General features: G+C 31.9%; 14 protein-coding genes. 2 read left to right on the forward strand and 12 right to left on the reverse strand.

The window, feature by feature from the left end; translation table 11 throughout:
- The 3 genes from GMA06_RS03995 to GMA06_RS04005 all read right to left on the reverse strand — a co-directional run bounded on the left by GMA06_RS03995 (window position 1) and on the right by GMA06_RS04005 (window position 3406).
- Complete coding sequence (locus GMA06_RS03995; RefSeq protein ID WP_163561777.1) at window positions 1-1689, reverse strand: ribonuclease J; 1689 nt, start codon at window positions 1687-1689, stop codon at window positions 1-3.
- Between the two features lie 65 nt (window positions 1690-1754).
- On the reverse strand, window positions 1755-2252 hold the full coding sequence (locus GMA06_RS04000; RefSeq protein WP_163561778.1) for a GNAT family N-acetyltransferase: 498 nt from the start codon (window positions 2250-2252) through the stop codon (window positions 1755-1757).
- A 59-nt stretch (window positions 2253-2311) separates the two neighbouring features.
- Entirely contained in the window at window positions 2312-3406 is a 1095-nt protein-coding gene (locus tag GMA06_RS04005) for an MraY family glycosyltransferase (protein WP_163561779.1), read from the reverse strand.
- A 165-nt stretch (window positions 3407-3571) separates the two neighbouring features.
- On the opposite strand from GMA06_RS04005, the gene GMA06_RS04010 reads away from it, so the two are divergent.
- Window positions 3572-3973, forward strand: a complete 402-nt coding sequence (locus GMA06_RS04010; protein ID WP_163561780.1) for a helix-turn-helix domain-containing protein — start codon at window positions 3572-3574, stop codon at window positions 3971-3973.
- Window positions 3974-3977: 4 nt separating this feature from the next.
- On the forward strand, window positions 3978-4316 hold the full coding sequence (locus GMA06_RS08400) for a hypothetical protein (protein WP_205426214.1): 339 nt from the start codon (window positions 3978-3980) through the stop codon (window positions 4314-4316).
- A 273-nt stretch (window positions 4317-4589) separates the two neighbouring features.
- Here the strand turns inward: GMA06_RS08400 and GMA06_RS04015 are convergent, their stop codons facing one another.
- The 9 genes from GMA06_RS04015 to GMA06_RS04055 all read right to left on the reverse strand — a co-directional run bounded on the left by GMA06_RS04015 (window position 4590) and on the right by GMA06_RS04055 (window position 14309).
- Window positions 4590-5195: a hypothetical protein gene (locus GMA06_RS04015; RefSeq protein ID WP_163545422.1), complete on the reverse strand. Its 606-nt coding sequence runs from the start codon at window positions 5193-5195 to the stop codon at window positions 4590-4592.
- Between the two features lie 29 nt (window positions 5196-5224).
- Entirely contained in the window at window positions 5225-5956 is a 732-nt protein-coding gene (locus tag GMA06_RS04020) for an ABC transporter ATP-binding protein (protein WP_163545421.1), read from the reverse strand.
- Between the two features lie 27 nt (window positions 5957-5983).
- On the reverse strand, window positions 5984-6760 hold the full coding sequence (locus GMA06_RS04025; protein WP_163545420.1) for an ABC transporter permease: 777 nt from the start codon (window positions 6758-6760) through the stop codon (window positions 5984-5986).
- Between the two features lie 95 nt (window positions 6761-6855).
- The gene (locus GMA06_RS04030; protein WP_163561781.1) at window positions 6856-8757 is read right to left on the reverse strand and encodes a rhamnan synthesis F family protein; all 1902 of its coding nucleotides are present in this window, start codon (window positions 8755-8757) and stop codon (window positions 6856-6858) included.
- 31 nt (window positions 8758-8788) lie between these two features.
- A complete protein-coding gene (locus tag GMA06_RS04035; protein ID WP_163561782.1) occupies window positions 8789-9799 on the reverse strand; it encodes an acyltransferase in 1011 nt (336 codons plus the stop codon).
- A 16-nt stretch (window positions 9800-9815) separates the two neighbouring features.
- On the reverse strand, window positions 9816-11354 hold the full coding sequence (locus tag GMA06_RS04040) for a glucosyltransferase domain-containing protein (protein WP_163561783.1): 1539 nt from the start codon (window positions 11352-11354) through the stop codon (window positions 9816-9818).
- A 1-nt stretch (window position 11355) separates the two neighbouring features.
- Window positions 11356-13053, reverse strand: a complete 1698-nt coding sequence (gene rfbD / locus GMA06_RS04045; RefSeq protein ID WP_163561784.1) for a dTDP-4-dehydrorhamnose reductase — start codon at window positions 13051-13053, stop codon at window positions 11356-11358.
- Window positions 13054-13093: 40 nt separating this feature from the next.
- On the reverse strand, window positions 13094-13921 hold the full coding sequence (locus GMA06_RS04050; RefSeq protein WP_163561785.1) for a sugar nucleotide-binding protein: 828 nt from the start codon (window positions 13919-13921) through the stop codon (window positions 13094-13096).
- A gap of 22 nt (window positions 13922-13943) precedes the next feature.
- On the reverse strand, window positions 13944-14309 hold the full coding sequence (locus GMA06_RS04055) for a GtrA family protein (RefSeq protein WP_163545414.1): 366 nt from the start codon (window positions 14307-14309) through the stop codon (window positions 13944-13946).
- Window positions 14310-14402 lie beyond the last annotated feature (93 nt).

The raw sequence follows: 14402 nt of genomic DNA on the forward strand, positions 1-14402 counted from the left end.
CTAACCTCTTTCTTCTGGTAATCTGTACCCAGACGCTTCCATAATAATTGGTAAAACGATTGGGCGACGTTTTGTTTTATCAAACAAGAATTTACTTAATTCATCACGTACTTCATTACGCAAACGACTCCACTCAAACTCATCTTGTGCCAGATGATTTTCAACTACTTGTCTAACTAATTCTTTACTTTCTTTCATAATATCCATACTATTTTTAAAGTAAACAAATCCACGAGAAATAATTTGAGGCTCAGATAAAATAATACCTAAACGACGAGAAATCGTTAAAACAGCCACTAATACACCGTCTTCAGATAAAATTTTACGATCTCTCAACACTACATTACCAATATCACCTACACCAATACCATCAATTAGGACATTGCCTACTGGAATTTCCCCAGCAATACGCATCGTTTTATCTTGATAATGTAATACATCGCCTTTTTGTAATAAGAATGTTGACTCTGCTGGAATACCTACTTTTTGAGATAGTTCTGCATTTTTCATCATCATTTGATATTCACCTGTTACTGGCACGACATATTTAGGTTTTAATAAATTAACTAAAAGTTGTAAATCATTTGGAGAAGCATGACCTGATACACGTACATTATCAGAAACAGATTTTACACTTGCACCAACTTTATAAATAAAATCTTTCGTACGAGCAACAACAGTTTCCATAGCAACTGACGGGGTAGTAGTAATATATACTAAATCTCCCTCTTTTAAATTCACTTGTGGATGACGTTGTTTTGCCATACGTAGCAATGCGTGAATCGGCTCTCCTTTTTGTCCTGTTTCTAAAATCACAACTTGGTTATCTTCATATTTTTTCAAATCGTTTAATTTGCATAAAATAGATTTATCTGGCAATACCAATTTTTTTAATCGCAAAGCGACATCCATTATTTCGACTAATGAACGTCCTGTTAAAAATACTTTTCTTCCAGACTTATGTGCAGCATCTAATACTTGTTGAACACGTAAAATATTGCTTGCCATACAAGACACCACAATACGTCCACTGGCATTCAAAAATGTATCTAACACATCTGAAGCAACTTCTAATTCGCTACCACTTTCAATATGCGCTGTTGCATTACTTGAATCACTCAATAAAGCAAGTACACCTTCTTGCCCAATTGCAACTAAACGTCTAAAATCTGTTTGATACATCGGCGTTGCACTTTGATCAAAACGGAAATCTCCCGTGTATACAATCGAACCTTCGTCTGTTTTTAATACAATACCTACAGAATCTGGAACAGAGTGCGTCGTTTTAAAGAACGAGATGACTACATGGTCAAATTCAATTTCTGTTTCTTCATCTACTACGTGGAAATCATCTGTTCGACTTAATAAGTTTTGTTCTTTAGCAGCTAATTTTGCAATTTCAATCGTTAATTCTGTCCCAAATACAGGTACTTCAATATTTTGTAAAAGATACGGAAGTGCACCAACCGCATCTGCATGTCCATGTGTTAAGAAAACACCGGCAATTCTATCCACATTTTCTTCTAAATAGGTAAAGTCAGGAATGACAACATCAATCCCTAACATTTCATCTTCTGGGTAAACTAGCCCACAATCCAATACAAATATCGTATCGTTAACTTCAACGACATACATATTTTTACCATTTTCACGTACGCCACCCAATGACATAATTTTTATATCTGACATTTCTTTCTCCTTCATCATTTATATACTCTACTCTTCACTTCATGCCTATACATTATATCATAATATTACATAAATCGCTCATACACAAGACAATTAAATCTTGCACCAGCGATTTCAGAGGTCATAATCTGCTGCGTATTTACAAATGACATTTTTTCATAAAATAATCTAGCAGGCGTGTTTTTATCGACAACATTCAGCATCACTTTAGTATATCCTTTTTCAGTAAGTACCTCTATTGCAAAATCTATCAGTTTTTTGCCATACTGTTTATTTTGATGGGACGGTAAAATATATAGTGAATAAATTTCTGCTACCGTTTCTACAAAATCCCAACGATTTTTTCCAAAGGCAATCACACCAACAATCTCATGATTTTCTACAGCAACAGCAAAAAATCGTTTTTGACCTTCCATCCCTTTTCTAAATCCGTTCACCCAATAGGTATCAGAGAGTGTCTGTAAAAATTTTTGAGAGAGAATCCCTTTATAAGCACTTTTCCAAGTCGTAGCATGTACTTTACTCATCTCTTCTATATCATCTAATGTTGCCCACCTAATCATTTCTTTCTCCTTATTCTTATTTATTTTGAAAAAGAGCGAATAGAATAGGCTATTCACTCTCATTTTTTATCTTTATCACGATATGATGTTTCTTTAAACAAAATCGGATTTTTTAAATCTAATAAATTCAAGTAATCAATGAGTAAAAACTCGCCGACAATCGTTAAAGCTAAAATCACATACACGTCAACTTCAACATCAGCTAATGTTAACATTAATGCTATAACAGCAAAAATAAAACCAATACCATACATAGACATCACTGCACGTGCATGAGGTTTCCCTTTCATCATAAAACAATGATGCATATGTTTTCTATCTGCTTTTGTGACAGATTGTCCTTTTAAAAAACGTCTTAAAATAGCCATTGTCGCATCTGTTAATGGAACACCTAAAATCACAATCGGCGTAATAATCGCGACAATCCCTGGTCTTTGTATCCCCATTAAACAAAAAACAGAAAGCATAAACCCAATAAATAAGACGCCTGTATCTCCAATGAAAATCCGAGCAGGATGAAAATTATGTGGTAAAAAACCTAATAATGTTGCCACAAGCAAGAGAACCATCATTGTCAAAATAAAAACACTTACTGGAGAAAATAAATAACTAATAAACCCTAAAGTACTCAATGCAATAATAGACACACCCGTTGATAAGCCATCTAATCCATCAATCAAGTTCAAGGCATTTGTAATATAGTAAATCCACACAACAGTGGCAATGTATCCGACAATATCTGCCGTTAAATTGTCTCCAAAAATCTGTTCAAATAATCCATATATTCTAAAATTGGTCGTCCAATACACAATAGTAGCTGCAATAATAATGCCAAGTGATTTCTGCAAAGGAGAAATATCATATCTATCATCAATAATACCTGTCACAAAAATGACTAAAGATGCAAAAAATAATGGCACTTGTTCTCTAACAACTAATCTAAACATAACCGTTAACAAAAAAACAGCTAACCAATACACAATAAAGATAACAACACCACCCATTGTAATAATTGGTCGATTGTGCACCTTTCTCTCATTCGGCACATCTAAAAAGCCTTTTTTAGTCGCCCACTTGCACCATATATGTGTGCCAATATACGACATAATCATGGTTGCTATAAACATTAGCACAAAGCCCATTTGAAAACTCACCGGATGTGCCTCCTTCCAAAAGTTGTTAGTAACATTATACTCTACTGTTGATTTTTTCACAACTTACTATATTAAAATAAATTATATAATTAAATTAGCCAGTAGTACAAAAAAAGCATCTCATAGGATATACTTTTCATAACCACAAAAAAAGGATACCAAGAGATGCAAGAATACTATAACACAAAAGGCAAATATATAACAGAAAAAGAACGTTACTTCATCGAAAAATGGAAAAAAGAAGGTAAAAGCAATAGAGAAATCAGTCGATTATTGGGAAAAAATCACCAAACCATCAATAACGACATCAAACGTGGACTTATCGATTTATCTTTTCATGGTGGCACTAAAGAATACTCTGCTCAAAAGGCACAAAACGATTATCATCGTTTACGTTTAGCCGTAGGTAGAACAGATACGTGGACGGTAGAAAAAGAAGCCCTCATCAGAGAAAAAATCATGGATAAATATTCCCCTGAAATGATTAGTCAACTACCTGATATGCCCCTCTTGTACAACGATTTACACATGGGTATACAAAGGATGGATTACAGATATTTCACGTAAACATTTGATTTATCCTAGAAAAACTAAACCGATAACATCAACTGAAAAACGACCACCAAGAAAGGCTAATGCCTTCTCTATTGAACAAAGACCTCAAGAGATTAACGAGAGAAAAACACGATATGAAATCATTCGTCTGATTCCTGATAAAACGGCTCAAAGTGTGAATACCACTTTGACGTCTATTCAACAAGACTATTTCATCCAGTCTCTAACAGCACACAACGGTTCTGAATTTTTAAGATTAGACGAAGCCATCACTTGTCCTATTTATGACGCACATCCATTCTCTTCTTATGAACGCGGTACTAACAAAAGGCCATATATAAAATGGTGTTGGTGACCAAAATTAAGCGATGTTATGAACCGACAACGAAGATTTTTCTTCGCTATCGGTTTTCTTATTTTTAAACAAATGATTAACGATTCATATTCTAGCTCTTAAATTGTAAAAGTTACGATACCTCTCAAAACGCTTAATATTTTTAATGCACTTATTAATCTTTTCAATTGGAAGCCAGCAACACCAATTATTATAGAATCCAAACGATACCATATAGTGCTTTCACTTTTTAACTTTTGGAACAGCCTCTTTTGATAATCAATAAAATAAACATTATCTAAAAAATCTCGTCATCACACTCATAAAGACAATGATATAAACAGACAGCAACAATAAAATAATGAATGTTTGTAAATGAAACCCATTGTATTTTATTTTAGTAAATGTTGCTTGATCTATTTCTACGCCATTCACAATAATTGTTGTTTCTTTTTGGCGTGCTTTTGTCACTTTAAATAAATCACCTATATTGCCTTTATACTCTATATAGTACGCACTGCCTTTTTTTAAAGTCACATCTGTCATATCTAAATAAAATTTAGATAAAACAACTTTTCCTCCTGTTGGAGTTGATTTGTTTAATTCAAACTCTCCTGATTTTATGACTTTATTAGACTCTACTTCTACAAGTGACCACTTAACTTTACTAGATGTATCATGAGAAAATTCTTTAATTGCAACTTCAATTTCAGAAATGGTTGAATCCTCTGGAACAAAATATTGTTTCAATGTCATTTGTTCATCTAAATTACCTAAAACTTCCGCTTTCAAATTAGGATCTGTGTTGTATAAACTTCTAAAGACACTTTGAGAAGAATACCAAAACAATCCACAAATAATGATAACGGTCATTATGATGTATTGAATATGTTTTTTCATATTTTTACGCTCTTTTCTTAACCTTTATCTTAATAAGCATTTTTGTATGCTTGGGCAACTTCGTGCGTTGGTCCTTCCATTTTCACAACGCCATGTTCTAACCACACCGCTCTATTACACAACATTTCCACTTGTTCAATACTATGCGACACAAATAAAATCGTCGTATTCGCTTCAATCATTTTACGAATTCTTTGTTCGCATTTTTGTTGAAATCTAAAGTCACCTACCGAAAGCACTTCATCAACAATAAGAATATCCGGTGTACCAATAGTTGCAATAGCAAACGCTAAACGTGCTAGCATTCCTGATGAAAAATTTTTAATCGGAACATCCATAAAATCATGTAATTCCGAAAAATCAACGATATCATCGTAATAATACATCATTTGTTTTCTCGAGTATCCTAAAATTGCTCCATTTAAAAAGATATTTTCTTTAGCTGTTAAATCAAAATCAAACCCTGCACCTAATTCAATCAATGGTGCAATCGTCCCATAAATTTTTTTGGTTCCTTTAGTTGGTTTTAAAACACCTGCAATCACTTTTAATAACGTACTTTTCCCACTACCATTTAACCCAATCAGTCCAACAGCATCACCTTTATTAACGGTTAACGATACGCCTTTTAATGCCCAAAAGTCGTCTGTTGCAATTTGTCCTTTTATTTTTTTTATAATCATCTCTTTTAAATTATCCAATCTTTCCCTAGAAAGACTAAATTTGATTTCCACATTATCAACTTCTATCATCGTTGACATATAATCACCTCTTTTCAAATATGTAAACTAAATATTCAAAATAAATGTATCTTGTAATTTATAGAATACTCGTAATCCAATACCCAACGTTACAAAACAAACAACAACTGTGTATAATAACATCATTGGATCAGGAAACACTCCATATAAAGTCACATCTCTGAAAAAAACTAAAATCTGTGTTAATGGATTGTATTTAACAAAAGGTAATATAAATGATGGTAAAATAGACATATTATAAATAACAGGCATTAAATATAATAAAACTGTTAATAAAACGCTGTAAAGGTGGATAATATCTCTGAATTTCACAACAAAACTTGATAAAAACAAGCCTACTCCTAACGAAAATACTGTTAATAAGCCGATCGGAATGAATACAAAAAATATAGTAGAATGAAACTCTGCTTTTGTAATCATCATGACAATAATCAATGCACATAAAGATGATAAAATATTGATTAAACTTGATAATATTTTAGATACCGTAAACAAGTATTTAGGAATATATATTTTTCTTATCAACGCTGCATTAGAAATAATAGATGACATAGCCAAAGAGGTCGATTCAGAAAAGAAGTTAAAGACTAGTTGTCCACTTAAAACGTACAACGGGTAATTTTCAATATCAAATCTGAATAGTTGCGCAAATACAACAGACATCACTGCCATCATCATTAAAGGATTTAGAAGTGTCCAAAAAACTCCTAAAACAGATTTTCTATACCGTAATTTCACATCTCGCATTATCAATTCCCATAATAACGGAAGATATTTTTTTAATGTTATTAAACTATTTTTCATAACGATTAACCTTTCTTAACACTAAGAAATCATACATCTAAATTGTTAGCACCTTTAAGTGAAACAGTTTTGATAATACTACTACCTATTTTTCATCATCTATTATGCATTTTTCCATAAAATTCTCGAAGATGCATTTTCATTTTCGGTGGTAAGACTTTTCTCAACACTTTTTTTATCAACGCTTTAGTGAATACAACAATGCCCCCTTTAGAAGCCATACGATAACACATTTCTTCTCTCATTTTTGGATAGTATGGACCTACACCGGCGCCTAAAATACCAAGATTATAACCTCTTAAATAATGTTTTAAGTTACCATATTCAATCGCAGCAAATTTATCCGTCATACCAATGGCAGGATAGTAACCAGACTGTTGAACAATGAATGGATAAATTCTTTCAACAGCATGTAGTAGTGTACCATCTATTTTATTTGGCTCTTCTGGAAAATCTGTGTATTCCCAATCTTTGTCAAATAATGGTTTCATTGCTTTAGGTCTAAACCAAAACATCGTGCCAAATGGTGCAACTGGTGGCTTGTCAGAACTAATTGGTACTGTCAACTGTAGTTCTTTAGCCAACTCTTTTGTAATATCGTAATTAGGCCCCCACTCTGCTCCCAATGTTGGAAAGAAAATGGCGTGGTTAGGTTCAGGTGGTGTTAACAACCCTAATCTACTATTTGATTCAAATGTTTCAATCACTTCACAAACAAATCTTTGAGAACCTAATGTATTCTCAAAACATTTATAGGCAAAGCCAGCTCCTCTAATGGTTGGTGTTACTTGAGCTGTTTTTTTATCATGTGCAAAACATACATAATCATAATCCATGATGACATCTTTGACACCAACGAGCAAACTGCTCACATCTCTTCCTCTGTTTTCAATCAATCGTACATCAAGATGAGCAAATTTTGAATGTTTGAATTTTTCTTGTATCAAAATTTGTTTTTCACGTGTGTTAGTTGTTAAGTAAATATGTGCTTCTTTTGGCATTACACTCACTTTTTCAAACGTATCATCAAGTAAATCCATAAAATATACATGCATGACTAATGCGATTTTTCTTGTTGCTAGAATATGAGAAATATCTTTTTTTCCATTCTTTTGTAAAATGTATACTAAATTCATATTCTTTACAATATCTGCTTGAGGATAAGATTTCAAAATTGTATCCCATATATAATCTACTGGATACTGTGTATGATTGTCTAAATAATCATACAACTCACTCGTTTGCTCTCCAGTCGTATTGTCTAAATAATCATCAATGTTATGGAAAAAACTTCTCTTTTTAAAAATAGGACATCTATATTGTTTGATCAAAAGTTTAGGACACATCAATAATGGATAACCTGTAAACTCTCTTAAATCATCACATTGAACAGATACATCCCATTTAAAACCTAAATCGCTAAAATGCTTCGTAAAAATAGCCTCATGTTTTCCAACAGCTTCGCTATAACTATTTATCATTGGCATTTTAGACCAATATTGATAAAATTCTTCACTATTTATCATAGGTTTCCTAATCGCAATAAAATGCGATTGGATATGATCTGGTATATAACCATATTTGATACAACCGAATGGATCTGCATCATATTTAAAGAATTTTGTTAATCCCCAAAAATCAAGATCCATACAATTCATTTTATCAAATGTTTCTTTGAATGAATATATTGGTCCCATGATGGTACTATTTAGAAGAACAATTTCGTCATATGTTTTTAATGTTTCCCAACCAACATACTCTAATGCAGATTTATATGCCCAAACATCAAATCCTTTATTTTCTCTAACAAGAACATCTCCATATTGATGTAATATGTGTGACCCTTTATCAGTCAATTTACCATTAACAACAATCACAGTTCTGTCTAAACTCTTATTCAAGTCTTTTAAAAAATATGGAATATAGTCATCGACATCTCCATGTTTATCAAAGAAAAAATATATACCTAATCTTTTTATATTTTCTGTTAAAATCATATTTATTCCCTTCTACAAAGAATTTCATCAATTATTTATTAAAAATTTTCTTATTGATTATACTATCTAATTTATAAACACTCATTGAGGCAATACCTATTAGGACAAGACAAACAAAAAAGAATGCGTAACTTTTCTTTAGACCAATTAAATCTAAGTTAATTCTACTCATAAAACTGTCGATAATGACATGATGTACTAAAAAGATTGCATAAGAATATTTACATAGAAAAGCACTGACTGACACTGTGTATTTATTTTTAACTTTTTCAGATACATACACCAGTATCAAGAAAGAACTAATTCCTATCAATGTTATTTTAAATATTTGATCTATCTGTATTGAAAACAGTGTTCCTGAAAGGAATACACACAATGAGCCTATCAACGTTATGACAGATACTTTCTTCATGTATTTAACGAAATACATTCCAAACAGAACCTCTGGCAAACGCAGTAATAAGAATTTTTCTTTATGAAATGGAATATGATAGTTAAAAACTAAAAAAATATATACCATTAAAGAAATTACTGCAAAAGATTTAGGATACTCTGTCACACCTTTTCTCAAAAGTGGAAAAATAATATAGAGTAAAATAATAAACCCTAAAAACCACTCACCCACTAAATAAAAAGTTGGAACGACTTCACTTAAATACCCGTCCATACCTATCAAAGTAAATAAAATATTTTTTCTAGGAATAATACCAGAAGAAAAAGCTCGATACCCTAATGGTAAGACGAAAAACACCACACTATACACTAAATAAAACATAGGAAAAAGCGTAAGCAGTCGCTTTTTATAAAATGTTTTTAAACAAATAGAATCATTGTATGTATACATCAATGCTGCGCCTGATATGATTAAAAACAATGACACACCCCAACTACCGATGGGAATACCTCCAACCATATATGTAAAAACTGTTTTTTCAGGGAGTTGTACTGCTCGATAAAAAAACACAGCATTATAATGTGTTAGCACAATACTTATGACTGCTACTGCTCTTATAAAATCAAGATAAAATAGTCTTTTTTTCAAAGTAATCACCTATTTTCTATAATTTTATAATAATGATGCCATTATATTCGATGATACTTTCATCACTCGGCCAAGATGTCATGTTTTGAGAGATTTTTTCTGCTATGTCAATTTGCTTTTGAGAAGGACTTTTAAAATTGATACCAATCGTTCTTAAATAATTCTCCATCACAAATGTACCATGCAATGTTGAAAATGATACGGAGAAAAATGATCGACCCGTTAATTCTAACGCACTCTCTGGATACGTTGATTCGTTTAGCGATGCTGATCTATATCCCACAAAAACAACGGGTTTTGTATACGCATCTTTTCCGAATTTTTCTTCAAGACGATTTGACAACTTCGTTGCCAACATAACATCTTCTTGATATTTTACATATTCTGTATAGTAAATTCTAGCCGATGTATTGGCTTGATTGATTGCAACAAGCCCTGTCAAAACCACAACTGCTGTTTTTAAAACATCATACTTTTTAATATTTTGTAATTGATCTATATTATAATAAACTAAAAATCCACACACAAAGGGAATTGTCAACTCTGAACGTGCTGAAAGACTTTGCCCTAATATGAACGTTAATAAAAAAGGACAAACAAACACACCAAAAATAGAGAGTATATAAACAAAATAACCTTTTTGATGATTTTTGTATTTTAATGCCACAAATAAGCATGTAATTAACATAGAAATGAACAATGTATATGAATAAAAAATTCGTCCTCCAAATAAAACAACACCTATATGCGATAAGATGCTTTTAATCACAGTTAATTTATTTGCATGAGACCATAAATATTGCTCTGTAATATACGCTGTTTTGTGAATGCCTAATACACTCAATACGATTTTTTCTGTTATTGCACATAATAGAACGCCCCCCACAAATACTAGTAGGATTTTTCCGACAATCATCAAGTACCCTTTGGTATCGTACTTTTCTGAACGTGTGAATCTGTCATAAAAAACAACAAATCCACACACGGATCCAGTAAAGGTAATAAGCAATAACGCTTGATAAACAGATTGTAAAAAGGCAATAGATACAACAGATGCAATCAGATACGCTATATTTTTCTTCATAATGCCTTTATAGATACACAGAACAGTTATCGCACTGATGCTTAATGAAAGAGATACCTCATATGACTGTAATAAGAAAGCTGATTGCTCGGCAAAAACAGGCGATGTTAAACAAATAACTGGAAACACCCATCTATATTGTTTTTTCATGTCTAAATCATCTTGAATATAGCCAATCACATATATCCACAGAAGACTTGCCACAAATAAACTTGTTATCATCATAAATGAGGCAATATACGGATTAAAGTCATACGTTCCTATTAGCCATTTCATAAACACTAATCCATATCTTCCCATTGAAATCCATGCTTCATACTGAGAATCTCGCACAGAAATAATTGCCTCTGTATCATGAGAAATCACGATATTAAATATTTTTATGCCATAAGTTAACAAAAGAAAGAATAGAACAACGATGATATTCATCATATTATTTCTTAAGAATGATTCAATCCGCCCTTTCTTCATGTTACACCTTCTTTACTTTTGACATAATTCGGTTAATTTTTGTAGGATCCCCCCATACACCTGATGAATCATATTCTCTATCTGGGAATGCCCCATACTGTAATTTTATATCTAAATTATTTTCTGCAATGTATTCTTCTACTTTATCTGCAAGGGATACCGGATTCCCTGTACAACAGTTAATAACACCTAATACTTCATTTTGTAAAGAAGCCTCTGCGATTTGATTGGCTAACTCTGTCACACTGATAAAATCATATTTGTTTTTACCACTTGTGAAAGGAAACTCTTTAGCACCTTCCATTGCTTTTTGAGTCAATTTAGAGAATACGGAGTTGTTTTTTAAATCGTCTCCTAAAATATAGTAGGCACGCAACCATGTCACATCAACTGTATCTTTTTTAGCGACATTCAACATTTGTCTTAAACTATTTTTAGCAATACCGTATAGAGAAATTGGATTTGTTGGTGTATCTTCTTTGATAGCACCTTCAAAGTAACCTACTTCATGCATCGTACCCATAACACTTAATCTAGGTAATCCACCATCAATTAAATGTTTTAAGAAAATGTAGTGATCATATAAATCTGCGATATGCGTATCTGCATTATGAATAAATCCATTTCTCCAAGCTAAATGAATGACAATATCAGGTCTATCTAATTCATCATAAATATGCTCATTTCTTGAGAATAATTGAACATCACATTTTTTAGCACGATCATCAATATCGTCAAATCTTAAATCAGATGCATAAACGTCATGCCCTTTATCTAAAAGAGCTTTTACTACATGTCTACCTAAATATCCATTCGCCCCTGTTACAAGTACTTTCTTTTTATCCATATTACTATCAAACTCTCTTTTCTTATCTAAATATTTTTCTACTGCTTGTTTCCAGCTTATCATACTAAATCCCATTTTTTTCAATTTTTCCGTACTCATTGTTGTATTCAATGGTCTTTCTGCTTTTGTTTTATATTCAGTAGATAACACTTTTTCGACTTTTATGTTTAGTCCTAAATAATCAAAGACGTAATCAGCAAATTCTGCCCAAGTACATGCCTCATCACAGCAGGCGTGATAAATACCATATGTATTTGTTTTTACAATGAAATCAATCGCACGAACTAGTTCAGCCGCACTTGTTGGACTACCTTTTTGATCATTTACAACTTGTATACTTTTTTGTGTTTTTGATAAATTCAGCATTGTATTAACAAAGTTATGTCCTTCTCCAAATAACCATGATGTTCTAATCACATAATGTCTATCAACAGTTTGTAACACAACTTGTTCACTTTCTGCTTTTGTAATACCATAAAAATTTTTAGGGTTAGTCATATCTTCTTCAACATAAGGTTCTTGCTTTAATCCGTCAAAAACATAATCTGTTGAAATATGAACAAAGACCGCTCCTATTTCTTGTGTTGCTTGTGCCAAATATTTTGTACCTTCAACATTTATAGCAAAAGCTTTTTCTTTATCATCTTCACATCTATCAACAGCTGTATAAGCTGCTGCATTGATGACCATATTCGGCCGATTCTTTTTAATATAACTTTGCACATCTTTCCTAACTGTGATGTCTAGCTCGTCTATATCCGTATATAGTAGTTCAACATCTGGAACCAATCTATAAAATTTGATTAGTTCTTTTCCTAGTTGGCCATGTGCACCTGTAATCATTATTTTCATCATTTATCACCCTTAACCAAAATAGCATAATACTTTCAATTTAATCACTTATCTCTTTCCACATATTCATAACTGACTCTTTCCAAGTTGGAATATAAAACGACAGATTTTCTGACTTAGAAATATCTAAAATAGGAAATTCGTCGTCATGAGCGTTCTCACTATTTACAATTTCTACTGACATATTTCTCATACTTAAATACGTTTGTACCAACTCGTCTTTTTTACAAAGTTCTCTATTAGCAAAATGATACACACCATAATCAGCACCATTTTCAACAAGAAACACCATAAATTCAACCACTGATTTACTCCATGTATATTGTTGTACAGTATTTGGCAAGTCTATAAATACTTCTCTTGGCTCAGTTGACTCAAAAGATAAATCTTGAAAAAGAGGATCATACTCTCCAAATACTGTGGATGTTCTGATAATATAAGCACACTCTACTAATTCTCTTACAGCTAACTCACCTTCATAAGCAAGCATACCACTTTTACACTGTGGATTAGGCATATCATCTACCAAATACGGTATCTCTTTTTGCCCATCAAAAACAAAAGATGAACTCAAATATACCATTTTTGCACCTATACGACTAGCAGCACTTGCAATATATCTTGTTGTATCAATATGGTATGATTCACTATATTGTAGATGATTTATTAATATATCGTCACACGTATATTCAGTACAATGATAAATAATTTCTGGTTTTAAATCTTCAATAAACTGATTTACTAAAATTTCATTTGTTGCATCAAAATTTATTTTATCCGTTGCTAGAAACTCAATTTTTCTCTCACGAAAATAATTCTGTAATTCCTTTCCTATTTGACTTTCCGAATCCGTAATCAAAATAGTCATATTCCGTCTCCTTCATGTGATGTTATTTAAAAATAACCTTAGAAAATATAAAGTTTAAAATTAACACAATAATATTGACAAACAATTTAGAATACATCAATGAGTATAACAATACCTCAGCTAATAACCATACTCCCACTAATTCAACAATAATTGTAATCACTCTTGCAGAAAAGAATTTTCCTAATTCCTGACATATTTGTTTTGTTGTTTGTGCTTTCGAATAAAAAACATACTTTGCATTCACAAAATAAGCAAATAAAATAGATAAAACAATGGATAAAAAGTTAGACAAAATCAATGGTAAGACCGTATAAGTTTTAAATACCCATAAAGACAGAAAATTAACACCTGTCGTCAATGCGCCAAAGAAAATGTATTTAACCATGTAATGATTGGCTATATTTCTAATTGTATGTCACTCCTTTGATGAATCGATATTCTTTCACATATTGAAAAAACATCTCATTTTCTATATCCT

It is taken from the genome of Granulicatella sp. zg-84, from assembly GCF_010892375.1.
Classification (GTDB): domain Bacteria; phylum Bacillota; class Bacilli; order Lactobacillales; family Aerococcaceae; genus WM01.